Raw genomic sequence first — 23,859 nt, forward strand, 5'->3', positions numbered from 1 at the left:
AAATAGCAAAAATTTGAGAACAGCCATGACCAACAGCCAAACCTTAAACGATGAAACCCTAAACGATGTAGAAAACCATGCCCAAAGCATTCATGCCTTATCTGCTGACAGCGACCGACAAACCAATACCAATGACGATGATGAGCATGAATTTGATGATGGCATCGCATCTGCCCGCTTTAAAAAACTACAAAAGAAACTGCGTAAAGAAGTATCATGGGCGATTCGTGATTTTAACATGATTGAAGATGGCGATGTCGTCATGGTGTGTATCTCAGGCGGTAAGGATAGCTTTACGCTCCTTGATATTTTACTGTTTTTAAAACGCATTGCTCCGATTGATTTTGATGTCGTGGCGGTTAATCTTGACCAAAAACAGCCCAATTTTCCAGAACACATCCTGCCTGAATACCTATCTAAGCAGGGCATTGCACATTATATCCTAGAAAAGGACACTTATAGCATCGTAAAATCAGTCGTGCCAGAGGGCAAGACTTACTGTTCAGCTTGTTCACGTCTAAGACGGGGCTCGCTGTACGGCTTTGCCAAGCAAATTGGGGCAACCAAGATTGCACTCGGTCATCACCGTGATGACATTTTGGCAACATTCTTTTTAAATTTATTTCATGGTGGCAGTCTAAAAGCCATGCCCCCTAAGCTATTATCTGATGATAAGCAAAATGTGCTTATTCGTCCGCTTGCCTATGTTGCTGAAAAGGACATCATCAAATATGCCAATTATAAACAATTTCCCATTATCCCTTGCGGTCTGTGTGGCTCACAAGAAAACCTACAACGGGCGATGATAAATGACATGCTTCGTGAATGGGACAACGCCCATCCAAAGCGTTTGGCAAGTATGTTTAGGGCGTTACAAAATGTCGCCCCAAGCCAGCTTGCTGACCGAGAACTGTTTGATTTTGAAAGCCTAAAAACCAAGCGGACAGACGATAAAAGACTGTTTGAGGGCGATAACATTCAGGTGGGTATGGCGGACAAACTTGCTGATATTGGTTTGCCAACTGCTCCACAGGTGCAGACCTTTAATCCTAAATTTAGCAACAAAATTCCAACGATAAATCCTGTTATTGATTGATTGTGAGCCGAGCATGATAATAAAAGCACTGTTTATCATATTACTGCTGATGTGTGTGGGCGTTCAAGGTATGTTTATCTATCTGCTTGGCGGTTATGACCCACACGAGTTAAACAAACTGCTCAGAATGTGGGAGAGTTTTGGCATTGAGATTGTGCCTTATACGGCTTTTATGCTGTCAATCACACAAGCAAAAGCCATTTGGCTAATCCCAAAGCTTAATTTAATCATTGGCGGTATGGCAATCATTAAAAAAGAATGGCATATTGGGCTATTGGTGCTTGTGCTGTCTTTTTTAATCGCCTTAGCCTTTGTTTGGGCGATATATTCGCCAGCGATGATGATTTCCATAAGATAATGACTTCCATAAGTGGGTGATATTTTATTTCACTTTTTAATATCAAGAGTGGTAGGGTGCATACGCACCAATATACCATCAAATTTAAATCAATTTCAACAAAACCAAAAGGTAGTTTTATGACCATAGCAAATCTAAACGTCATGATTAGTAGTGATGAAATCGCCCAAAAAGTGAGCGAGCTTGGTAGACAAATCACCGCTCATTATGCAAGCAGTGATAAAGAGCTGATTTTAATTGGTCTTTTGCGTGGTTCGGTGATTTTTATGGCGGATTTATGCCGAGCGATTGATAAAGCACATGAGTTTGATTTTATGACAGCATCCAGTTATGCCAAAGGTACGGTATCTAGTGGCGATGTCAAGATTTTAAAAGATTTGGATGGTGATATTCGTGGTAAAGATGTGTTGATTGTTGAAGACATCATTGATTCGGGGCGTACATTATCCAAAGTTGTGGAAATTTTACAGACCCGTGAGCCAAATTCTATTGAACTGTGTACGCTAATTAGCAAGCCATCTCGCCGTGAGATAGATATGGACGTGAGATTTTTGGGTTTTGAGGTTGAAGACCGTTTTATTGTGGGCTATGGTTTGGATTATGAACAAAAATACCGCCATTTACCCTTTATTGGTGAGATTGGGTTGTCATAACTTATTGATTTATATGGGATATGCCCATTACTTATAACATTTTCATAGAATATGGCTTTTACCAAAGATAGGCATGCCCTAACTTATTTTTAAAATTTTAAATAAATCGGGCATCATGTCCGATTTTTTGATGATGGTTTAACGATGATAGAGTTGGCTTTGCTGATTGATACGGCAAGTTTGATTTATGTATTTGATTTTATTGGGATTATTGCCTGTGCGGTGGCAGGCACCATGCTTGCCATGAGTAAAGGATTTGATTTGTTTGGTTGTGTTTTGGTATCTATGGTGAATGCCATAGGTGGTGGAACGATTCGTGATGTCATGCTTGACCGATATCCCCTGTTTTGGATGATGGATTTAAATTATGTATTTACCATCACACTGACATCCATCCTGTGCCAAATATTTTTTTGTCCTACGGTGCGTATCAATGGCGTATTAAAATTCTTTGATGCCATTGGATTGTCGGCGTTTAGTGTGATTGGATTGACAGTGGCTTTGTCCACAGGAGCACCACCACCGATTGCTGTGATGATGGCGGTGATGACCAGCATCGCAGGCGGTATCATGCGAGATATGATTTGCCAAGAGTTACCGATGGTACTACAAAAAGAGATTTACATCACTGCCTGTATCATCGGGTCGCTGACATATTTGGGGCTTTGGCGGTTGGGTGTGATGGCGTGGCTCTCTGAACTTGCCATGCTGATGGTGGTATTTGGTGTACGAATGTTGGCAATACGCCATGATTGGCATTTGCCAAGCATTCGTATGGTAGGATGGCTTATAAAAAATGAAGGTAAAAAATAAACCCCAAGACGGGGCTTATTTGGGTTGTCTGTCAATATCAATGCCTAAAATGTCTCATGCCAGTAAAGACCATGGCAATGCCATGTTCATTGGCAGCGGTGATGACCTCATCATCACGCACAGAACCGCCAGGTTGGATGATACATTTAATGCCAGCTTTGGCGGCGTTATCAATACCGTCTCTAAATGGGAAAAAGGCGTCCGATGCCATAACCGCCCCTTCAACAGGCAGTCCTGCATGCTGAGCTTTGATAACGGCAATGCGAGCAGAGTTGACACGGCTCATTTGCCCTGCACCAATACCGATGGTTTGGCGGTTTTTGGCATAGACGATGGCATTGGATTTGACGTATTTGGCAACTTTCCATGCAAAAATCAAGTCATCAAGCTCTGTATCAGTGGGGGCAACATCAGTAACAACGTTAAGATTTGATTTGTCAATCATACCCAAATCCTGCTCTTGGACAAGTAGTCCGCCACCCACACGTTTATAATCAAGTTGTGGGGTGCGTTCGTTGATATTTGGCAATTCACCACAGGTAAGCACACGTATGTTTTTCTTAGTAGAGGTGATATCAAGTACACCATCTGCCACACTAGGGGCGATGATAACCTCTACAAATTGGCGGTCAATGATGGCTTTGGCGGTATCAACATCAAGTTTGCGGTTAAAGGCGATGATGCCCCCAAAAGCAGACTCAGGGTCAGTGGCGTAGGCCAGATGATAAGCATCCAAAATGCCATCAAGTGATACCGCCACGCCACATGGATTGGCATGTTTGACAATCACGCAGGCAGGTTTGGCAAAGGATTTGACGCATTCTAAGGCGGCATCAGTATCGGCGATATTGTTATAGGATAACTCTTTGCCTTGTAACTGTTTGGCAGTGGCGATGGATGCTTCTGTTGCCCCATTTTCTATATAAAAACTGGCATGTTGGTGGGGGTTTTCGCCATAGCGAAGTTCTTGGGATTTGTTAAGCTGAATATTAAAGGTGCGTGGAAATTGGGTTTTGGCAGTGGCATCATCGCTTAGTGTCTCGCCTTTATCCAAAAGCCTTGACCCTAAAAAATTTGCTATCATGCCATCATAATTGGCGGTATGTTCAAAGGCTTTGACTGCCAAATCAAAGCGAGTACTGTCTGATAACCTGCCATCGGTTTTGAGTTCGTTTATGACGATGGCGTAGTCGGTAGGGCTTGTGATGATCCCCACGTATTTGTGGTTTTTGGCAGATGAGCGTACCATTGCAGGGCCGCCAATGTCAATATTTTCTATGGCATCGCTCATGGTAACATCATCTTTGGCAATGGTCTTACCAAAGGGATATAGATTGACCGCAACAATATCAATGGCATCAATACCGTGTTCTGCCATGATATCGCTATCTAGCTTGCGTCGACCTAAGATACCGCCGTGAATCTTGGGGTGTAAGGTTTTAACTCGTCCATCCATCATTTCGGCAAAGCCAGTGTGGGCAGACACTTCGGTGGCAAAAATGCCATTATCGGTCAAAAGTTTAAATGTACCGCCTGTGGATAAAATATCAAAGCCTAAGGTGGATAACTCTTGGGCAAATTCTACAATGCCTGTCTTGTCAGAGACGGAGAGTAGGGCGAATTTTTTCATAAAAATACCTTTTAGGTTGCAGGGTTAAAGGGTGAGTGATAAATGTGGTTAAAACAAAACGAAAACCCGCCAAAATGACGGGTGCAACAAATTAGGTGATTATAACAAACCATGCGTTTTTAGCTTAGTGCGAAGCGTGCCACGATTGAGTCCGAGCATTTGAGCAGCTTTGGATTGATTGTTACGTGTGTGTTTCATGACCGTCATCAATAAAGGTTTTTCAAATTCATGTAAAAAAATCTCGTACATGTTGGCGGTATTCTCGCCATTTAGGTGAGCCAAATAATGTTCAACCGCTTTTGTTACTTCATCATGTAGCACAGTGGTTATTTGGTTGGGGTGCATGGGGGTCATTACAACAGCTCCTATGTCTACTTAACCTGTCATTGTATCACAGTGGCAGGTTAAAATTTTATCAATCCTATTATTATCTACCATTAACAATGTATCTACCATTAACAATGGGTGTTAGAATTATTGTAAAACAATTGCCATCATTTGACAAGTTATAGATTACCTGTAATTGGTTTTATTGATAAAATGGTGTTACTGTTACCGTACTTACTTTGGGGGCAGAATTTTCTGAGACTGAGAGCATGATTCGCTTGTGTTGGTTGGCAAGTAGGGTGGTTTGAGATTGGCTAAGATAGTCTTTGGTATCTGCCACAAAGTCCGCCACGACCACACCTTGACTGTCTTTAAGCTGTACCAATAAATAAGGAAACAGCTGTTCTGAGTTGGTTTTATTGGCAATGTCAATGATGATGTCTTTTTGGTTTTTTAAAGATGATGTGATTGATAAAGCATCTAAATTTGCTGATGGAACACTGCAAGAGATAATATTGCAGACCGTGTAAATAAAGTTGGCAGTTTCAGGATTTTTAGCAAGTTTATCTACATTAAATAAGGCATACTGTACCACAAGCAAACCGATGAGTAATAAGCACCCAAGAAGCCATAATAACTGTGATACCAAAGATTTTTTGGTGGCAAGCTGTTGGGAGGTTGGTTTTTTTGACCAAATTTTTTTGATTGGTTTTTTGGGTTTGGGGGTGGCAACAGGGATGATGGTGGTTAAGTCAACATTATTTTCAATGGGGCTGGTATTATTTTCAATGGGGCTGGTTTTGGCTTTGGTATTGGTGGTGCTTGTTTGGGCGGTATTAACAGGCTTTGTATCATTGAGTAAATCATGAGCCCAATCATCCCCTTCGTCATCCGCCAATTCATCTTTGGTGCTTTTGGCAGTCGTTGGAGCAAAATTGATGTTATCTTTTAAAAAATTTTCCAGTTCGTCATTATCAAATGACACACCCAAAACAGTTTTAGGTTTATTCTCTTCAACACCGTCCATATCATCATGAATCATGTCTTCGGTAAGTGTGCGTTTGGTACGTTTGGTGCGTTTTGGGGTGATTTTTTCTTGTGGGTCTGTTGTGGTTTGGGTTTTATGGGCTGTCGCTTGTGGGGTGGGATCTGGCTGTTTGGTTTGGGCAGCAGATGAGCTGTTTACCAAATTGGCATTTAAAAAAAACACTTGCTGACACTTGCCACATTTGGCACGAGCATCGGGGTCGCCAAGTTTGGTGGTGGGCATGGGGTAAGTTGTTTGACAATGGGGGCATTGGGTTTGATTGCTCATGTTTTTATTAAATCCAATTTAGACCAAGGTGAGAGAATGTTTTGTGATGTTATTGATAATATTATCCAAAACAGTACAGATTGCTTTTCTTTATGCTACTAAATTGTTACGTACTTGACAATTTTAATCCGCTCAGCTGTGCTTAATAGCGGATAAACGATACCAATGGCGGTCTTCGCTGTTTTCATAATGGTAAGGCATGTCAAGGTCAAAATAGGGTTGATACGCCATCATGACATCATCTACTTGATTTTCAATCAGCCCTGATAATACAATACTGCCTTTATTTTTTAACAAAGTGGTAAAAAACGGTGCAAAATGAATGAGTGGTTTGGCTAAGATATTGGCGGTAATGGTGTCAGCAAGAATGTTGTGCATTTTTTGATGGGTTTTAAATTCTTCGGGTAAAAATATCAACATTTTATCTTCAACGCCATTTAGTTTGGCATTTTGGTGCGTAGCAAGCAGTGCTTGAGGGTCAATATCAACCGCTAATACCTGTTTTGCCCCAAGCAGCAATGCACCGACCCCCAAGATGCCTGAACCACAGCCGTAGTCAATGATGATTTTATCGGTCAAATCCTGCCCAGCAAGCCAATCAAGGCACAATCGTGTTGTGGCGTGATAGCCTGTACCAAAGGCAAGCCCTGGGTCTAGGATAAGATTGATGGCGTTTGGGTTGGGGGCGTCTAGCCATTTGGGGACTATCCACAGATTGCCAGCACATTGAATGGGTTTGTAATGAATCATCCACTCGCAAGTCCAATCCTTATCATCAAGCACCGACAGCCATACACGACTTGCTCCCACCTGGGCGGCGATGTTATGGGCAAGACTCTCAAAGTTGGTGTCATCCCATCTGCCATCGGTATTGGTATCAAAAATGGCGGTTAGCACCACATCGCCCCATAATGGCTCTTCGCCCGGCATGGGCTCAAATAGTGGTTCATCGCCTGCATCTTCTAGCAGTATAGAGACCGCTTGGGCTTCATAAAACAGTGCTTCGGCAAGTTCAACTTGCTCTTTGGTCAGTTGTAGGTGAATTTGTTGCCATGCCATAAGTTCTTCCTATTGTTTAAATGGGCTAAGTTGGGTTTTGGGGGTTATTTGGTATCATCATCGCTTAAAATTGTCAAATCATCTTTGTAAAGGTTGTCAATGTTGGATTTGCAAAAATCAGGGTCAAGGCGACAGATGGCGTTTTGTAAGGCATCAATGTGCTTATCTTGGGCTTGAATATGAGCGAGTAATTTGGCGATGCTTGTTACCACAGGGTCGGCATTATTGGGGCTTAGTCCGTAAGCATTAAAACCATCATTGGTAGATTCTGGGTAGATATCACCATCAGAGGCGTTGGGCTTATTTGCTTGTGTGTTGGTGTCAAGTTCTGTTTGGGTGTTTTTGGTGTTTTTATTAATCATGCGAGCCGCTGAGCCAACCATGGTAGCATTTGCAGGAACGGATTTGACAACCACCGCATTTGAGCCGATTTTGGTGTTATCACCCACGCTAAAACCCCCCAAAATTTTCGCCCCTGCTCCAACCACGACATGATTGCCAAGTGTGGGATGGCGTTTTGTGCCTTTCTCCCATGACACACCACCTAAGGTAACGCCATGATATAAAGTAACATCATCGCCAATCTCTGCTGTCTCACCGATGACAACCCCCATGCCATGGTCAATGAACAATCGTTTACCAATCTTGGCAGCAGGGTGAATCTCAATGCCTGTTGCCATGCGTGTCAAGTGAGATAACCCCCTTGCCAAAAATTTATAATCAGCTTGCCAAAGGCTGTGAGATGCACGGTGCAGGGTGCGCGCATGAATGCCAGGATAGGTCAAGATAATCTCAATTTTGGTGCGAGCAGCAGGGTCTCGTTCTAGTACCGCACTTAAATCATCATCTATGGCGTAGGTTAGATTTTTTAGCTTGGAGAAAATACTCATGATAAATAATGTATTTTAAAATCGCTTATTCTATCATCAAAATCTCGTTGAGTATAGGGTTTGTTTGAGTTGTCTTATTGACGCACACGCCAAACTCATTTAATCTTATCTTTTAACAAAAATTCCATGAGTGCTTTTTGGGCATGTAGGCGGTTTTGTGCTTCATCCCACACGACCGAACGGGGGTCATCTAGTAGGTCATGGCTTATCTCTTCGCCACGATGAGCAGGCAGGCAGTGCATAAATAGCACTTCTTTATCAGCGATGTCCAGCAGTTTGGGTGTGATTTGAAAGCCTGTAAAATCGGCTTCACGTTGTTTTTGTTCGCTCTCTTGTCCCATGCTTGCCCATACGTCTGTAACCACAAGGTGCGAATCTTTGATTGCATCGGCAACGTTATTTGTCAAGGTTAGGCGATGGGCGTATCGGGCGGTAAGTTCACTGTTTGGCTCATAGCCCTTTGGCGTGGCGATGTTTAGATGAAAGTCAAATTGTTCGGACGCCAAAATGTATGAATGACACATATTATTGCCATCGCCAACCCATGTGACGGTTTTGCCTTTGATGTCGTCTCTGTGTTCAAAAAAGGTCTGCATGTCAGCAAGCAGTTGGCAAGGGTGATAATCATCGGTCAAGGCGTTGATGACAGGCACGGATGAATGTTTGGCAAAGCTCTGCACACGCTCATGGGCAAATGTACGAATCATGACGATGTCGGTCATGGAGCTAATCACACGCGCCGAATCTTCTATTGGTTCGCCACGCCCAAGCTGAGTGTCATTGGGTGATAAAAAAAGTGCTTGACCACCAAATTGCCCCATGCCTGTCTCAAAGGAGATGCGGGTACGAGTGCTGGATTTTTCAAAAATCATGGCAAGGGTGCGACCAACAAAAGGACGATAAATCTCGCCATTGTGTTGCATTTGGCGAAGCTCGCTGGCACGGCTGATGAGTGTGCGAAGTTCATCTTTGGATAAGTCAAGTAAAGTCAAAAAATGGCGAACGTTCATAAAACTCCCTGTGTGTTTTTGTCTTTTGTGTTTTGGCATCACATTGCATCACATAAAGACATAAAAAAGATGAAATATGATTATAACAAATCTTTTTGATACAATGCAATCATCTGGTTAATATTATAGGCATAGATAAGCTTTATCTATTAATTCTAATTCATTGATATCATTGATAAAAATAGCATTTAGTTTATTGTAATCTAACAATGAACCAAATGGCATAGCAATGTCAGTTTCTTCTGTGTTTTTTCTATCAACAATGGTAATAAATGACCCCATTTTACTTTTCCTTTGGGGCTTAAAACAACCTGATATTGCATTGTTGATTTACAAGAAAGCTCATCGCTTTTGGATTCCACGATTTTCTTTAAAACATAGACCCAGCTATTATTTTCTGACTCATCTATGTTGTACTTATTGTAAATTTCATCTATTTGCTTAGGTGTTGTATTGTCTTCTATCAATCTAAAACGAAAGCTTATCGGCAATTTTTTTTTTCAGAAAAACCGACTTGATTAAAAATTTTTGGATTAAAAATCCCTTGTATGGGCTGTCTAAATATTCTTAATACATTATCTAACACATCTGTGTTGGCATTACCATCATCCACCAAAGACAGACATTCAAAAAAATACCCATCTAACTTATTTCCACCTAAGAATAATAGATAAATATAATCATTATTAGATAACTGCGTTTTAATATAAGATAGCGGTTTAAAAAAATCCTCAAAAGGCAGAAATTCTTGTTGATTTTCTTCACCATCTATAAGGACTTCAAATCCATCATAATCTACTTTCAATATGGAAGATAATTCTTCAAATTTTTGATACAACTTCCATAAATCGTCTTTGTTGATGATTGTATTTATTTCAACAATCAATACATCATTCTTATCATCAAATATGATATTGGCATCATCAACATTCTTTTTGATATCGTTTAAAGAATTGCCATTTCCATAAAAGAAATGACGTGTTTTATTATTGCTGCCTAATATGTTTTTTGGTAGCAACTCAATTATTCTTTCAATATTTTCAATTGTCATATTATATTAAGTGAATAAACCAATTCAAACTTATCATCATGCCATTCAAAAGTGAACCCTAATGGCTGTAAAATCAACATTTTAAGCAACCCATACAATGAACAACAGGAAAAAACTTAATCTATGATAGCAAATCAGGCTGGTTATTACCAGTAAGAATATTCTTGTGGTCTAGCTTGGCCGTCTTGTAAAAGAAATCCCCTAACCTTAGGAGGAGGAAATCAATGGCAAAGCATTGCTAAATATCTATACGATAATACGGCGATGGGGTCGGTTGGTTGTTTTGCAAAACAACTCATAACTGATGGTATTTGCCCATCGTGCCACATTGTCAGCTGGCAGACCATCACCCCATAGCATGACCATATCGCCCACGCCCACAGGCAGGTTTGTGATATCTATCATCATCATATCCATGGCAATGCGTCCAACGATGGGAGCAAGATATGCACCATCATCTTTGGTAATCAACACCTTAGCATCGTTTTGTGTGCGAGGATAGCCATCGCCATAGCCAACACTTAGCACGCCAATGCGAGTGGGTTTATTTGCCATCCACACTCCGCCATAGCTGACTGTTTCGCCTGCATTTAACTCATGTATGGCAAATATTTGGGTACTAAAATTCATCGCAGGGAGCAAATTTAATTCATGAATATCACTGCCCATCACAGGACTTGCTCCATATAAGGCAATCCCTGTACGTACCCAATCATGATGAGCATGAGGAAAATTGATGATGCCTGCTGAGTTACATAATGAGCCTTGTATGTCATTACCGTACTTATCTTTTAAGATGGTCAATACATCATTAAATCGCTTGATTTGTAGGGCATTGGTAGGATGGTCTTTGTCATCAGCACAGGCAAAATGACTGATAAGAATCAACCGATAACCCTTGTTATCTAAGAGTTTGGCAGCGGTTAGTACATCATCACCAAAACCCAAACGGTTCATGCCCGTGTTATATTTTAGCCAAATGGTGCCTGTGGGGCTGCCCATAGGTACAAGGTGTGATAACGCCCAATCCAGCTGTGTTTGGCAGTGTATCACACATTCAAAACCGTGTGTTTGGGCATCAAACCATTCATCCTTATCAAGCACACCCCCCATAAGAATGATGCGTTTGGATAAATGCCCACAAATTTCATGCACTCTTAGGGCTTCATCAAAACTTGCCACACCAAAAGCGTCTGCATCCATAAGAGCAGGCAGACAGTGAGCCAACCCATGCCCATAAGCATTCGCCTTGACCATGGCCATGACAGAGGCATGGGGGGCGTGGCGTTTGATGACGGCTAGGTTATGAGTTAGGGCAGTTTGGTTGATACTAATGTGGGTGTGTCGCATGGGCTGTTCTGTCTATTTGTTATTAACTCATTGATTTTCATGGTCATTGGGGGTCAGATTGTCAAAGCGGGTATATTCTCCCACAAATTTTAGGGGTAATTTACCAATTGGGCCATTACGTTGCTTGCCAATGATAATCTCAGCCAAATTTTTGTTGTCCGCTTTGTCTTTGTAATACACCTCATCACGATAGATGAACATAATCAGATCGGCATCTTGTTCAATTGCTCCTGACTCACGCAAATCCGCCATCATTGGGCGTTTGTCGGTACGTTGTTCTAGGCTACGGTTAAGCTGGGATAGAGCAACGACAGGGCAGTTCATCTCACGAGCCAGAGCTTTTAAACTTCGGCTAATCTCGCCAATCTCTTGAACACGGTTATTCTCCATACCAGGGACTTTCATGAGCTGTAAATAATCCACAACAATCATCCCCAGTCCCTCTGGATGGTTTTTAGCAATACGTCGGCAAGTAGAACGGATCTCAGATGGTGGTAGGTTGTTGCGGTCATCAATGTATAGGTGGGTATTTTGATAAAATGTCATCGCCTGAGACAGACGAGCCCATTCCTCTTCGGTCATCCTTGCTGAACGTAGGTTGCTTTGGTTGATGCTACTAAACCCTGACATCATTCGCATGACGATGGATTCGGCGGGCATCTCCATGGAGAACATGACCACAGGCAACTCTTGCACCAGCACCTCTTGGGCCAGATTCATGGCAAAAGTAGTTTTACCCATGGAGGGGCGTGCTGCTAAAATGATAAGGTCGCCACGTTGTAAACCTTGGGTTTTGTTGTTCAGCTCTGTAAAGGGCGTTCGCAGTCCAATGAGTCCGTCTTGACGCCCTTTGATTTCAATCAGTTGATCGGTGATGCTTTGCAAAATGTCCTCAACTTGTCGCACGCCTTGTTTGCCTGTGCCATGAGAGTAATCTTCATTGATACGAAAAATATCCGCCTCAACCACATCCAAAATCTCGCTTACGCTCTGCTTTTTGGGGTGATAGGCCAAATTTAGCATGGTATTGGCAGATTTGATGAGTTGACGATAAACCGAAAATTCACGCACCCTCTTAGCATAAGGAATTAGGTTAAAGAGTGTGGCAGGGCTTTGGTTGATTTGCATAAGATACTCCTCACCGCCTGCCATGGCAAGTAGGTTTTGCTGGTTTAAAAAGTCATGTACCATCAGCGTATCATAAGGTTGACGAATGCGTGATAAGTGATTGATGGCATTGAAAATCTGACGATGACGCTCACCATAAAAATCCTCCGCTTTGATGATGCCATCAATCTTTTCAAAGGAATCATCAACACTCATAAGTGATGCCAATAAAGCCCGTTCAATGTCCATATTGTGTGGTGGTTGTAGAGTTAGTAGCTCATCAACAGCAGTTTTGGGGTTTTTTGGGGTATTTGGGTCGGTCATTGTGATTGTATTTTAAAATGGGTGCTAAATTTTATCATAAAGCCCAAAAATGTGCTTTTTAAAATATCAATTAATCGCTAAAATAGACGAATCATTTATCCACACATGACAAAAACATGCAAAATACCCTCTTAAAACCCCTGCTCATCACCACAGGCGAACCTGCTGGCATTGGTATGGACATTGTTATTGATGTGCTTGCTCACCATAGCCATGCTTTATCCGTACCGCTTATCATTTGTGCTGACAAATATGCTTTTACCGAGCGAGTGGCACAACTAACAAGGCAAAATGTGGTAAAAAAAGACATATTGGCGAATATGGCAGTGGTGGATGATGTTCACACACTTAACCTGTCTGCCCCCCATCCCATCTGTCTGCTTCATGTGCCTTGTGCCAGTCCTGTGGTTGCAGGCGTGCTAAATGCTAACAATGCCAGTATGGTTCAAGCTCAGCTTGATATTGCTCACACGCTTGCCAGTACGCACCAAATTCGTGCTATCATTACCGCTCCTTTGCAAAAGTCTGTGATGATAGACGGAGGTGTATGCCTAGATAATGGCGATAAATTTAGCGGTCATACCGAATATTTTATGAGCAAGGCAGGCGTGGATAAGGTGGTGATGATGCTTGCCAATGCCAAAATGAAAGTTGCTTTGGTAACCACGCACCTTCCTCTAAAAGATGTGGCAAATGCCATTACCCCTTACGCCATTTACCAAACGGTACAAATTACCCATGATGAAATGGTACACAAATTTGGCATTACCTGTCCCAAAATTTTGGTATGCGGACTAAATCCTCATGCAGGCGAAGATGGGCATTTGGGCGATGAAGAGCTGACTGTGATTAACCCTGTTTTGCAGACATTTGCCAAACAAGGCATGGATGTCAGTCTTGCCATGCCTGCCGATACACTCTTTACCGAGCGGAATTTGGCGGCGGCGGATGTGGTGATTGCCATGTATCATGACCAAGGGCTTGCTCCCTTAAAATCGCACGGTTTTGGTGATACGGTCAATATCACTTTGGGTCTGCCCTATGTGCGTACCTCTGTTGATCATGGCACGGCATTGACACTGGCAGGGACAGGGCAGGCGAGCAGCAGTAGTCTTAGGCGTGCCATTGATATGGCGATGATGATGAGTGGGGGCTGATGAGATTTTCGCTGTTTTAAATCCTACCACCGTCTTTTGCCATTGTCATGCTGTCTTTATGATGGGTTAATTTTAAATATAAAAATATGCCAAAGACGACATTAATCATACCTGTGATTAAAAACAGTTGGGCAATGGAGAGTTTTAATGCTGTTAGAATGATGATGGAGAAGATGGCAGAGCCGACCATAAATATCGCATTAAAGATATTATTTGCCCCAATAATACGTGAACGATGACTGATGGGGGCATAAGCCTGCATAAAGGCATATAATGGCACGATATAAATACCCCCTGATAGACCCAATAAAAACAAATCAGCAAACACCCGAATTGTGCCATTTAGATTTAATATCTCACTGATGGTATAAGTACCATGGGCAGGTGCGATGATATGTATGCCACTTAGTGACAAATACAAATCCACAGCAAATAAGCTAAGCCCGATGATGCCAATGGGCAAAAGTTTTAGGCTGATTTGGTTTTTGGTGAGTGTTTTACATAATAACGACCCAATGGCAGTACCAACAGAAAATAGGGTCAATAATAAAATCACCACAGATTCATTACCATGCAAAATCACTTTACTAAACTCAGGGGTTTGGGTTAAAAAAGTCGCCCCATAAAACCAAAACCAGCTATTGCCCAAAATGATAAAAAATAATAACGGCAAACTGTATAAATATTTGATGATGCCAAAACTGGTGCGAAAAATATGATAATCAATATCTAAGTTGGGTTCGTGGGGTGCAATAGCAGGCACAAAACCAGATGCAATAAAACCCAAAACGGCGATAAATAAGGTGGTTGCTGATATCCACACAAGCGAGTTATCAAGCTGGGTTAAGAACCCTGCCATCATCATGCCAGTTAAGATGGCAAGACTGGTACCCGTCTGAAACAGCCCATTTGCCCCGACCAATTCATCTTTGTGCATGACCTCAGGCAGATAAGCGTATTTGATGGGGCCAAAAAAGGCAGAATGCGTACCCATTAAAAACAACGCCACAAATAGCAGTGGATACAGCTCAAAAACAAAACCCACAGCCGCTAAGACCATGATGATGATTTCTAACAGTTTAATGTTACGTGTCAGCCATGATTTTTCATATTTATCAGCGATTTGCCCTGCCAATGCTGAAAATAAAAAATAAGGCAGAATGAACAGCAAGGCGGCAAGGTTGTTTAGTAGACTGACCGCAACCCCCATTTTAGCAGCAGCGGTGTAGGTGAGTACTAAGATGAGTGCTTGTTTGAATATGTTGTCATTAAATGCCCCTAAAAACTGAGTGGCAAACATTGAACTAAAACGACGAGTTTTAAATAAAGAGAATTGGGATGCCATGATGCTTTGTGTTGATAATAGAAATGTTGTTGTTTATAATAGCAGAGATTTTTAAAATTTTTAAAATTATCATGAAAAAAGTTGTATTTGTGCACAAAAAAACACCCTTACTCTTATGCCTGCATACCGTGATGGGGATTGGGATATTGCCTGCAACAGCCAGTCCGCTGTCGGTTTCATCATTAACCAATAACCCTGATTTGCCAACATCTGTAAATGGGGCAATGACCATGACACAGGTTATGGACGAGGTTGACCAAAACACGCCCAAAGGCACCGATGGTGTGGCAGCTACTTTGACTGATGACATTTTTTTTGATGACATCGCTGCCAGCCAAATACTAACCACAGCACAGATTGAGAATAAATTACAAAACGCTCATATAGACAATCATTTTGAGGGTGGTTTTGCCAAGATTGATGAGACAGATATTGCCACGCTTGATACAAATAAGACCCCCATTGGGCTAGATGAGCACGCCATCACCGAGTTGCCCACTTATGAGAGCATGCTTGCCAAGCAAGATAAGGCGCCAAAGAATGAGCTTGACCCAGCCGCTTATCTGCCTGAGTACGAATATAAAGCAAGTACACTGCCCCAACGCCCTGATGCCATTGTAGATGAGATTAAACCGCCAAATCTAATCAAACGCCTGTATTATCGCTTGTTTAATGACGGTGTGGAGGCGGTTACACGCCTTAAAGTCAATGTTTATCATGATGATGAATATGTAAAAGAGTATGTGGAACAGGAGATGGCGGTAAATGGTGCAGATGACTTTAAAGTACCACAAGCCAAGATGACGGCAGAAAAGATAAACAATGCCAAGCTGACCGATAATGCCCAAAAATTAAACCGCAAAACCCTAAAATCTGAGCCATTTGCCAATATCACAACCGCTCTAAAAGAGATCAGTGCCCAGAGTGTGGCAGATTTTGAGGCATCGGCGGCACGTCTTAGACAGACAGTCATTACCGCAGGTCAAGCGGTTGGTTATTATGACATGAATTTTAGCATAGAGCGAGCAGGGCCAGGCGAGATAAATTTGGTCATACACGACTTAGGAGAGCCTGTTATTGTCCATGATAGGGTATTAGAGGTGCGTGGTTTGGGGGCAGATGACCCTGCTTATCTTCTGGCACAAGAAAATGCCCCACTAAAACAAGGCGATGTCTTTGACCATGGTAAATATGAAGCAAACAAGGCGGTTATTGATGAGGTCAGTGGTGAGCATGGTTATTTTGATGGCAGATGGCTGAATCATTCGGCGGATGTGGTATTGCCTGATAATGTGGCGGATGTGAATTTGGTCTATGATACAGGTGAGCAGTATCATTTTGATGATGTGGTTTTTTTTACCATAGATGGCGATACAGGGAAAATGACGACCGACCCTGATAAACTGCCTGTCAAACCTGAGTTGTTACGCAAGTTAGTCAGCTTTGAGATGGGTGATGCCTACAATCGCAGCGCCACACGCAACCTAAGCAACAATTTGCTTGCCACGGGTTATTTTAATACAGTAAACACCGAGACAGTCCTGCCCAGTCAGACCCCAGAGGAGGGGATTAATTTTGAAAATATCACCACCCAAACAAACGATGGCAGTGAGACGATAGATTTGGGTGATGGTGTTACAGCAACCATTGAGCCGATTGATTTTAGTACAAGTGAGATTATTAGTGATAAACTTGCTTTGGTCAAACAAAAAGCCGAACAACTCTATAATGCTCCTGATGACCGCCTGCTTGTTACAGACAGTAGTAAGCAATCACGCAGTATCTTAGGGCGTATCTCAGATGCGATCAGTAGCGTAGCAAAGATGATATTACCCGATGAGTCAGGCGATGCTCTGCCAGAGCTGTCTCAGGATGTGCAATCGCCTGTGCTGGCAGGGCGAAAGCGTGGGCAGGATGTCTATGAAGATAAAAAAGTACCCCTGTATGTCTTTGTGATGTCGGACAAGCCCCGAGATGCCCAAATCGGTGTGGGTTGGGGGTCAGACAGTGGCACAAGATTTATCACAAGGATTGAGCATAATTTACTCAACCGTGATGGCATGCAAGCAGGAGCGGATGTACGGATATCACAAAACAAAAAAGGTGTAGATACTTACATTACTCGCCCCATCGGTCACCCCTTAAATGATAAAGCCAAAGCATCACTGGGCTATAACGAGGAGAGAATTAATCAAGGTGTGGGGCATTTTGATTTGTCCAGCAGAACCTTAGAGACAGGATTAAGCCGTAATCTTGTCAAAGACAATGGTTGGAATCGCACCTATTCGCTAAAATATCGTTTAGATGAGCTTAAAACCAACGCCCCACGGGAGACATGGCAGGATCTGCCAGTGCAATTTGAACATGGTAAACCTACCCAACAAGCACTACTGCTAGGTTATGCCATGAATAAGATGGTGGCGGATAATTTGGCAAATCCCATGAAAGGTTATCGTCAGCACTACTCATTAGAGCTTGGCAAACAGGGCTTATTAACCGATACCGATATGGCAATACTAAGAGCGGGGGTAAGTGGCGTGTATAGCTTTGGTGATAACAGCCATGGAAAAGACCGTCAGCACCAGCTGATTGGCAGTCTTAATTTGGGCTATTTGTGGGCAGATGACTTTAATGCTGTACCGTATAAATTACGCTTTTTTGCAGGTGGCGACCAAAGCATTCGTGGCTACAACTATGACAGCTTATCGCCTTTATCTGATAAAGGTTATCTGACAGGAGGTCAAGCCTTAGCCGTAGCAAGCGGTGAGTATAACTATGAAGTCCTAGAAGGGCTAAGATTGGGTGTATTTGCCGATGTGGGCAATGCCTATGATAAGGATTTTAAAAATGACACCAAAGTTGGAGCAGGCGTGGGTGTGCGTTATGCCTCCCCGGTAGGACAGGTGCGATTAGATGTGGCAACGGGCGTGGGAGAAAAAGATAAATCGGTGAAATTGCATTTTTTTATCGGAACGCCTTTTTAGTGGTTTAATCATGAGTTTTTATCCTAGCTTAACATGCAAATTTATTAATTATCTGATGGGTTAATTATCTGATGGATTTTCTACAAAACTGATGAGTAATAATCGGATTATCTTTATGATGGGTTTTGTTGATGTTTAATTTGACATTATTTGACATTGAAAAATTACTCAAATTATGGTTTAATGCACCATTTTTGATAGACTTTATCACCTAACGACCGCTTTGCCATGACTGACCACAAACCCACCAACCAACAACCTAAACCTGATGATAAGGCGGATATGGATTCTCGTCAGTCAAACACACCAATCTTGCCCAACACACCGCCAACATCTAAATGGCGGATATATCTTATTCGTCTGTTTATCGCCATCATTGTCGTGCTGATGCTGATTTTTGCATTGTTGTTTTATGCCATCAGTACCGAGACAGGTACCAAGTTTGTTTTGGAGAAAATTGCAGCCGAGACAGGTACTAAACTCTCTTATGGCAAGGGCAGTTTGCATGGGGGGGTGTGGGTATCAGACATCGTTATTGCCCAAGGCGAAGAGGTGCAAATTAAGGTCAATCAAGCCTATGTCAAATTAGGCTGGCGAGCGGTCTTTGCCCGTCAGGTGCATTTGGCACAGGCAAGCATTGATAGACTGGACATCATTAATCATAAGCCGTCCACAGATGAACCATTTGACTACCCAACCATTGATTTGCCTGTCAGTCTACGCCTACAAAATACGACCGCAAACACCGTCAGCTATACCCAAGCAGATGATAAGGGCGGTTATAAAGAGCCTGTTTATCTGTATGATATTGCTTTGGTAGATGGCAAATGGGCAGGCAGTCAGGTGCAGGTTGAAGGTGCAAAAATCAACATCAATCACGACGTGAATGTGAGTGATGTCAATGCCAAAATTGATTTGACGGGCGACTATCCACTCTCTGCCACAGCAAAAGTGAATGTGTCTGCTTTGGATAAAGCCCATTTTGATACCTTGCATCTTAGAGCCGAAGGGACACTCAAACGCACGCATGGCAAGGTGATAAGCAAATATAACAAGCATGACATTCATGGTGAGTTCATCGCTCAGGGGCTAGATGATGGCTCGCCATTTAGTGCCAAATTATATATTGACCATGCCGTCTTGCCTTATGCTGATGAACAAAATATTACAATAAAAGATGGGATAATTACCGCCGATGGCGTGGTTGAACGCATTGAGATACGCATGAATGCCAATTTGTCGGGTCAAGACATGCCAAATGGTCATTATTATGGTCGGGGTGTGGTGCGTGATGGTGGCATAGACATTGAAATGTTAACAGCGGACACCCCAAGCGGACAGCTGACCGCTGATGGTAAGATGGAGTGGTCAGATGAGTTCATGATGGATGTAGCGGTGCATGGTCAGGGTGTGCAAGTGCGTGAGTTCATGCCTGTTGAATATGCTGATTATCAGGCTTATCTGCCCAGAGTGTTAGATGGGACTTTGGGATTTCAATATTCTTCTTTGGATAAGACAACCAATGAAACTCGCTTAGAATTTGACTTGACTCAAAAAGATGGCGAGAGCGTGCAGGCGAGCCTTGTCCAAAGCCAAGACAGTCCTAATGCTCCGTGGCACATTCATGCCGATTGGCAAAATGTTGTGAGAACAGGTGTACCAAATATTGATAATATCAACAGTCCTTATGGCTCAGCAAGCATTCGCCTAGAAGAGGGAAAAACCTACATTGAAGGCAAGGCGAATATTAAGAGATTATCAGTTGCCCCTGCTGGGGATTATGACATTCGTGCTAAGATTGAACAGGGTGAGCGGATTGATTTGACTGATTTTCATTATCAAGGCGACGTTGGGCATTTGACAGGGACAGGGCGTATTGACCTTGCCACGACCAACACACCTTTGAGCTGGCAGTTTGATTTGGCAACCGATGGTTTTATGCCAAATGCCTATTTTGATGCTCCTGACAAAACCCCATTTTCAATGATTAAAGGAACCATCCTAGCCACAGGGCGAATGCGTGAAGATGAAAAAAATACCAAAACAGGGTCAGCACCAACCACAACACCACAAAAAGAACCGCATGGCACAACCAAACAGACACATGAGATTAATATTGTTCGTTCAGATTTGACAGCGACGCTGACCGATGGCAATACCGTGAATGTATCAGGCGAGGGTGGGGCATCGGTGCAGATGGTGAATGCAGAAATTGAACATTTTACCGCTGATTTTAAGGGTAAGTTTGCTCAGAGTTTTCTGCCTAAGATTGGTGCAGGTGATGTCTTGCTTGATGTTCATGGCGACCTAAATAAGATTAATATCAACACCTTAGACTATCACACCCCCAAAGGTAAGCTGTCGGCTTTGGGCATGTTAACTCTGTCTGAGGGCATCGGTTGGGAGGTGAGTGCTCGTCTTGATGAGATAGACACATCCGCCGTTGTGGATAATACGAGCTTGCTTGCTGTCATTACAGGTGATATGAGTAGCACAGGCAGTTATCAAGATGGAAGCCTTGACAATCTCGCCGCCAAATTTGCCGGTCAGCTAATCCATGATGACATACCAAATGGTCAGCTTGTGGTGGATATCAGTGGTGCTAATGATAACTTTGTGGTACATCGTTTGGAGCACACAGGAGAAGCAGGCGAGCTCTCAGCGTCAGGTGTGATAGACATTGGGCAAATGGCATGGGATTTGACGGCAAAGATGAATGCTTTTAACATCGGTTATTTTGTGCAGGACATGGACAGTGCATTGACAGGGGGATTTAGTACAACAGGGCGATGGGCTAAGGACATTCAGAGTGTTGCCATTAATGATTTGTCATTGACAGGCACCATGCAAGGGAATAATGTTGTTGCCACAGGTTCACTGTTTGGAGAATTTGATTTGCCCGAGGATTTGAGTGGTTATATCAGCAGTCTTAAAACCAATTCTGACAGTTTTGATTTACAAAACATTACCGATTTTCAGCGTCAGTTAGAGCAAAGCACCAAGCAAACACGCCAAATTATTCGCAAACTAGATGCGAACAAAGTTCAGCTTCGTATGGGTGATAATGTCGCAAGCATGCACGGTAATGAAAAAAATCTCACCATGGCACTAAATCTTACCAATCTAAGTCAGCTCATGCCTGATGCTAGGGGGGCGATAAAAGGCGGTTTGATTTTGGTGGATGACCGTACTGAGTTGCCAACCATTTATGTGGATTTAAATGCCAACGACGTGCGTACGGCTGATATCATCATCCAAAAGGCAAATGTGGTAGGCAAGATTGTCAATTTGGGTAATGCCCCCAGTCATCTGTTTGCCGAGGTGTCAAATGTCATCGCCATGGGACAGATGGTAAGTTTGGCACGTCTTAATTTTAAAGGCACACAGCATCAGCATGAAATGGCATTGACAGCAAAAAGTGATCAAGTGCAGACGCATGCCAAAGTGGTGGGCAGCTTTAACAGTCAGACCAAGACTTATGAAGGCGTACTCAGTGAGGGGAATATGCAAACTCACTTTGGACTGCTATCACAAAGACAGCCGACAGAATTTAAGATGGGACCAGATAAGAGTTTACAAATAGCCCCTCATTGTTGGCAGACCAGTAAAACTCGTGCAGGCGGTATAGGGTCTTTATGTCTACAAGACACGTTGGTCTATACGCCTAATGAAATAAAGGCGGATGTGGTCATCCAAGACCTTGATACGTCTGTATTTTCACCCATTATGCCAAGCGATATTTTTTGGCATGCTAAGTTAAATGGTCAAGCTAAAATCAGTCATAAAAAGGGCAATATCAACCCTCAAATCAATGCACTATTGTACTCAGATAATGGACGAGTGGGGTTAAACAGTGATGATAAAGGCTATGTAGAGATGCCTTATGAGCGTATCTCGGTCATCGCTCAAAATACGCCCACAGGTCTAAGGTTACGTACCGATGTGGCAGGAACGATAGGTGAGGGTCATGCTGATGTGCTGATGAATCCATTTGTTGATGACAAACCCATCTTAGGTGATGTGGTCATTGATAACATTAATTTGGCGGTGGTGCGTCCATTTTTGCCAAATCTAAAAGCCTTATCAGGTACTGCCACACTTCAAGCTAAGGTGAATGGCACATTAACTCAGCCCCTGTTTTATGGGAATGCTGAGTTGATGAATGGTCATTTGGCGGTCATGGATGTGCCTTTGGATTTGGTGGATGTTAACCTATCGGCACAGATAGCGGGCACACAAGCAACACTTGTGGGTGATTTTATTGGTGGACAAGGACAAGGCGTGCTGACAGGACAGGCGGATTGGCAACAAGAACTACAAGCCAAAGTGAACATCTCTGCCAATAATCTGACCATCAGCTCGCCTCCTATGCTTGTGGCACAGGTCAGTCCTGATCTTGAAGTGATGGTCAAACCTTTGTCTCGCTATGTGGACATTAAAGGTGTGGTGGTCATACCATCGGCAACCATTCGCCCGCCTGAGGCACAGGGTAATGTTGTTCCCCAGTCGCCTGATGTATCGGTGCTTGACCGTCGTTTGTCGGGTAATGTTGAGCAGATATTGGAGGTGTCTGCTCCGTGGAGCATTAATGCTGATATTGGATTGGATTTGGGTGATGATGTGGTGTTTCGTGGTTTTGGTGCCAAATTACCATTGGCAGGGGCATTACATTTAACTCAAAGCGGACAAGGAAAAACCCAAGCTCGTGGTGTGGTGCAAGTGTCTGAACGCACTAAGATTGATGGTATTGGACAAAATCTAGAATTAAACTATGCCCAAATCCGCTTTAATGGCGACATGCTAAATCCTCGCCTATCCATCGAGGCTGAAAAAGAGGTGGAGAGTCAAACGGTGGGTGTTCGTATCAAGGGCACAGCAAACGCTCCGGATATTAGTGTGTTTAACAATGCAGGACTCTCCGAGCAGCAAGCGATGAATGCCATCATCACAGGGCGACTGGATTCATCGGCAGACAGTCAAATCTCTGAACAGGGTTTTCGTTCACAGGTTACCAATAATCTGGCAGCAGCAGGGTTAAGTCTTGGCTTGTCAGGCACACGTTCATTGACTAATCAAATTGGCAGTGCCTTAGGTCTTGAAAGTCTGACGGTGGATGCATCGGGCAATTCAAGTGATGCGAATGTGAATGTTACAGGTTATATCACGCCTGACTTATATATCCGCTATGGTGTGGGCGTGTTTAATGCCCAAACCGAATTATCCATGCGTTATCAACTGACTCGCCGTGTCTATGTGCAGGCGACCTCTACCACGGAAAATATGGTTGATGTGATTTATCGTTGGAAGTTTTAGATCGGGTATGGCAAGTTAATTCGTCTGCCATGTCATCTTCAAATCACAGACAAAAGACGAAAAACCAAAAGGCACAC

At 42.9% G+C, this 23,859-nt stretch carries 18 protein-coding genes; 7 read left to right on the plus strand and 11 right to left on the minus strand.

Translation table 11 applies throughout. The features are described from left to right. Positions 1-163 precede the first annotated feature (163 nt). From ttcA to A7456_RS07900, 4 genes are all read left to right on the plus strand, one after another. On the plus strand, positions 164-1,096 hold the full coding sequence (gene ttcA / locus A7456_RS07885) for a tRNA 2-thiocytidine(32) synthetase TtcA (RefSeq protein ID WP_406946787.1): 933 nt from the start codon (positions 164-166) through the stop codon (positions 1,094-1,096). A gap of 13 nt (positions 1,097-1,109) precedes the next feature. Then, a complete protein-coding gene (locus A7456_RS07890) occupies positions 1,110-1,454 on the plus strand; it encodes a hypothetical protein (RefSeq protein ID WP_067009348.1) in 345 nt (114 codons plus the stop codon). A 119-nt stretch (positions 1,455-1,573) separates the two neighbouring features. After that, the gene (gene hpt, locus A7456_RS07895; protein WP_062499153.1) at positions 1,574-2,107 is read left to right on the plus strand and encodes a hypoxanthine phosphoribosyltransferase; all 534 of its coding nucleotides are present in this window, start codon (positions 1,574-1,576) and stop codon (positions 2,105-2,107) included. A 144-nt stretch (positions 2,108-2,251) separates the two neighbouring features. Beyond that, positions 2,252-2,920, plus strand: a complete 669-nt coding sequence (locus A7456_RS07900) for a trimeric intracellular cation channel family protein (RefSeq protein WP_067009351.1) — start codon at positions 2,252-2,254, stop codon at positions 2,918-2,920. A gap of 37 nt (positions 2,921-2,957) precedes the next feature. Here the strand turns inward: A7456_RS07900 and purH are convergent, their stop codons facing one another. The 10 genes from purH to dnaB form a co-directional block, all read right to left on the minus strand. Next, a complete protein-coding gene (purH, locus tag A7456_RS07905; protein WP_067009354.1) occupies positions 2,958-4,550 on the minus strand; it encodes a bifunctional phosphoribosylaminoimidazolecarboxamide formyltransferase/IMP cyclohydrolase in 1,593 nt (530 codons plus the stop codon). Between the two features lie 99 nt (positions 4,551-4,649). After that, a complete protein-coding gene (gene fis, locus A7456_RS07910) occupies positions 4,650-4,904 on the minus strand; it encodes a DNA-binding transcriptional regulator Fis (protein ID WP_067009357.1) in 255 nt (84 codons plus the stop codon). A 175-nt stretch (positions 4,905-5,079) separates the two neighbouring features. Further along, the gene (locus A7456_RS07915) at positions 5,080-6,192 is read right to left on the minus strand and encodes a DUF3426 domain-containing protein (protein WP_067009360.1); all 1,113 of its coding nucleotides are present in this window, start codon (positions 6,190-6,192) and stop codon (positions 5,080-5,082) included. 132 nt (positions 6,193-6,324) lie between these two features. Next, positions 6,325-7,251, minus strand: coding sequence for a 50S ribosomal protein L11 methyltransferase (gene prmA / locus A7456_RS07920; protein ID WP_067009363.1), 927 nt, complete (start codon positions 7,249-7,251; stop codon positions 6,325-6,327). Between the two features lie 44 nt (positions 7,252-7,295). Beyond that, the gene (gene cysE / locus A7456_RS07925) at positions 7,296-8,141 is read right to left on the minus strand and encodes a serine O-acetyltransferase (RefSeq protein ID WP_066887577.1); all 846 of its coding nucleotides are present in this window, start codon (positions 8,139-8,141) and stop codon (positions 7,296-7,298) included. A 95-nt stretch (positions 8,142-8,236) separates the two neighbouring features. Next, positions 8,237-9,151 carry an ornithine carbamoyltransferase gene (argF, locus tag A7456_RS07930; protein WP_067009952.1) on the minus strand — a complete coding sequence of 305 codons (915 nt, stop codon included), beginning with the start codon at positions 9,149-9,151 and terminating at the stop codon, positions 8,237-8,239. 123 nt (positions 9,152-9,274) lie between these two features. Next, positions 9,275-9,433, minus strand: a complete 159-nt coding sequence (locus tag A7456_RS11470; RefSeq protein ID WP_158512512.1) for a hypothetical protein — start codon at positions 9,431-9,433, stop codon at positions 9,275-9,277. Between the two features lie 199 nt (positions 9,434-9,632). Next, the gene (locus tag A7456_RS07935; protein ID WP_067009367.1) at positions 9,633-10,202 is read right to left on the minus strand and encodes a hypothetical protein; all 570 of its coding nucleotides are present in this window, start codon (positions 10,200-10,202) and stop codon (positions 9,633-9,635) included. Between the two features lie 246 nt (positions 10,203-10,448). Then, positions 10,449-11,552 (minus strand): alanine racemase, encoded by a 1,104-nt coding sequence (gene alr / locus A7456_RS07940; RefSeq protein ID WP_067009370.1) that lies wholly within the window; start codon positions 11,550-11,552, stop codon positions 10,449-10,451. Positions 11,553-11,579: 27 nt separating this feature from the next. After that, positions 11,580-12,983, minus strand: coding sequence for a replicative DNA helicase (dnaB, locus tag A7456_RS07945; protein ID WP_067009373.1), 1,404 nt, complete (start codon positions 12,981-12,983; stop codon positions 11,580-11,582). A 116-nt stretch (positions 12,984-13,099) separates the two neighbouring features. On the opposite strand from dnaB, the gene pdxA reads away from it, so the two are divergent. After that, positions 13,100-14,140 (plus strand): 4-hydroxythreonine-4-phosphate dehydrogenase PdxA, encoded by a 1,041-nt coding sequence (pdxA, locus tag A7456_RS07950; protein WP_067009376.1) that lies wholly within the window; start codon positions 13,100-13,102, stop codon positions 14,138-14,140. A gap of 16 nt (positions 14,141-14,156) precedes the next feature. On the opposite strand, the gene A7456_RS07955 is transcribed toward pdxA, so the two are convergent. Beyond that, positions 14,157-15,485 carry an MFS transporter gene (locus A7456_RS07955; RefSeq protein WP_067009379.1) on the minus strand — a complete coding sequence of 443 codons (1,329 nt, stop codon included), beginning with the start codon at positions 15,483-15,485 and terminating at the stop codon, positions 14,157-14,159. 71 nt (positions 15,486-15,556) lie between these two features. Between A7456_RS07955 and A7456_RS07960 the strand changes: the two genes are divergently transcribed. Together A7456_RS07960 and A7456_RS07965 are read left to right on the plus strand one after the other, a co-directional pair. Beyond that, positions 15,557-18,469, plus strand: coding sequence for an autotransporter assembly complex protein TamA (locus tag A7456_RS07960; RefSeq protein ID WP_158512513.1), 2,913 nt, complete (start codon positions 15,557-15,559; stop codon positions 18,467-18,469). Between the two features lie 228 nt (positions 18,470-18,697). Then, the gene (locus A7456_RS07965) at positions 18,698-23,782 is read left to right on the plus strand and encodes a translocation/assembly module TamB domain-containing protein (RefSeq protein WP_067009384.1); all 5,085 of its coding nucleotides are present in this window, start codon (positions 18,698-18,700) and stop codon (positions 23,780-23,782) included. The last annotated feature ends 77 nt before the right edge of the window (positions 23,783-23,859 follow it).

The sequence above is a fragment of the Moraxella nonliquefaciens genome, assembly GCF_001679005.1.
In the GTDB taxonomy this organism is placed as follows: Bacteria; Pseudomonadota; Gammaproteobacteria; order Pseudomonadales; family Moraxellaceae; genus Moraxella; species Moraxella nonliquefaciens.

Bases quoted from the DNA above. Each gene is read 5' to 3' on its own strand.
- dnaB (WP_067009373.1), bottom strand. From the start codon at position 12,983: ATGACCGACCCAAATACCCCAAAAAACCCCAAAACTGCTGTTGATGAG.
- cysE (WP_066887577.1), bottom strand. From the start codon at position 8,141: ATGAGTATTTTCTCCAAGCTAAAAAATCTAACCTACGCCATAGATGAT.
- A7456_RS07955 (WP_067009379.1), bottom strand. From the start codon at position 15,485: ATGGCATCCCAATTCTCTTTATTTAAAACTCGTCGTTTTAGTTCAATG.
- A7456_RS11470 (WP_158512512.1), bottom strand. From the start codon at position 9,433: ATGGGGTCATTTATTACCATTGTTGATAGAAAAAACACAGAAGAAACT.
- pdxA (WP_067009376.1), top strand. From the start codon at position 13,100: ATGCAAAATACCCTCTTAAAACCCCTGCTCATCACCACAGGCGAACCT.
- hpt (WP_062499153.1), top strand. From the start codon at position 1,574: ATGACCATAGCAAATCTAAACGTCATGATTAGTAGTGATGAAATCGCC.
- purH (WP_067009354.1), bottom strand. From the start codon at position 4,550: ATGAAAAAATTCGCCCTACTCTCCGTCTCTGACAAGACAGGCATTGTA.
- alr (WP_067009370.1), bottom strand. From the start codon at position 11,552: ATGCGACACACCCACATTAGTATCAACCAAACTGCCCTAACTCATAAC.
- A7456_RS07915 (WP_067009360.1), bottom strand. From the start codon at position 6,192: ATGAGCAATCAAACCCAATGCCCCCATTGTCAAACAACTTACCCCATG.
- prmA (WP_067009363.1), bottom strand. From the start codon at position 7,251: ATGGCATGGCAACAAATTCACCTACAACTGACCAAAGAGCAAGTTGAA.
- A7456_RS07935 (WP_067009367.1), bottom strand. From the start codon at position 10,202: ATGACAATTGAAAATATTGAAAGAATAATTGAGTTGCTACCAAAAAAC.
- fis (WP_067009357.1), bottom strand. From the start codon at position 4,904: ATGACCCCCATGCACCCCAACCAAATAACCACTGTGCTACATGATGAA.
- A7456_RS07890 (WP_067009348.1), top strand. From the start codon at position 1,110: ATGATAATAAAAGCACTGTTTATCATATTACTGCTGATGTGTGTGGGC.
- A7456_RS07965 (WP_067009384.1), top strand. From the start codon at position 18,698: ATGACTGACCACAAACCCACCAACCAACAACCTAAACCTGATGATAAG.
- argF (WP_067009952.1), bottom strand. From the start codon at position 9,151: ATGAACGTTCGCCATTTTTTGACTTTACTTGACTTATCCAAAGATGAA.
- A7456_RS07960 (WP_158512513.1), top strand. From the start codon at position 15,557: ATGAAAAAAGTTGTATTTGTGCACAAAAAAACACCCTTACTCTTATGC.
- A7456_RS07900 (WP_067009351.1), top strand. From the start codon at position 2,252: ATGATAGAGTTGGCTTTGCTGATTGATACGGCAAGTTTGATTTATGTA.